The following is a 533-nucleotide window of genomic DNA, read 5'->3' as shown; positions in this document are numbered from 1 at the left end:
AAACCACCAATATTATAGGATGCCCAAAGAAGAAATAAAAATTTCTAAAACTCTAAAAAGAAGGAGACATTATTTATCATTGGTTTTTATTGGTTTCTTTTTCAGTTTCTGCTTTCCCCTCTTCAGGATTTCTGCCTTCTTCAGTTTTCTTTTCTTCAGACTCTTCAACTTCACCTTCTTTAGATTCCTCGGTAATCTCTTCTTTGGTCTCGGCTTTAGCCTCTTCCTCAGCTTTCTTTACCTCTTCTTCAACTTTAAGTTCCGGAGGCTTCAAAAGCTCATCAATCGTAGGCTTAAACTCAACCTGCTCATAGCCAATGAATCTGAGGTCGCTCTCCAAGATGATTTCTCCGAGAATGAGTGTATTTCTGTCAATGTCAACGTCGCTAAAGTCGACTTTAACATCCTTCTCTCCGACCTCAATTTTAACTTTGCTCAAGTCCACCATTGGGAGTCTGAGCTCAATTAGGGCCTTGACCTTTTCAATTGGATCTTCAATCTTCTCTACAATTTCCACCTCATACACTATGGTC

The 533-nt window shown here is 39.2% G+C and carries 1 pseudogene; it reads right to left on the bottom strand.

The annotated features are described in order from the left end of the window. Positions 1-76: 76 nt before the first annotated feature. Positions 77-533 (bottom strand): annotated as a pseudogene (locus E3E37_RS10810) (peptidylprolyl isomerase); the annotation flags it as partial.

The organism is Thermococcus sp. ES12, from assembly GCF_012027515.1.
GTDB classification, from domain to species: Archaea; Methanobacteriota_B; Thermococci; order Thermococcales; family Thermococcaceae; genus Thermococcus; species Thermococcus barossii.
This window is presented reverse-complemented; position numbering and strand designations above follow the sequence as displayed.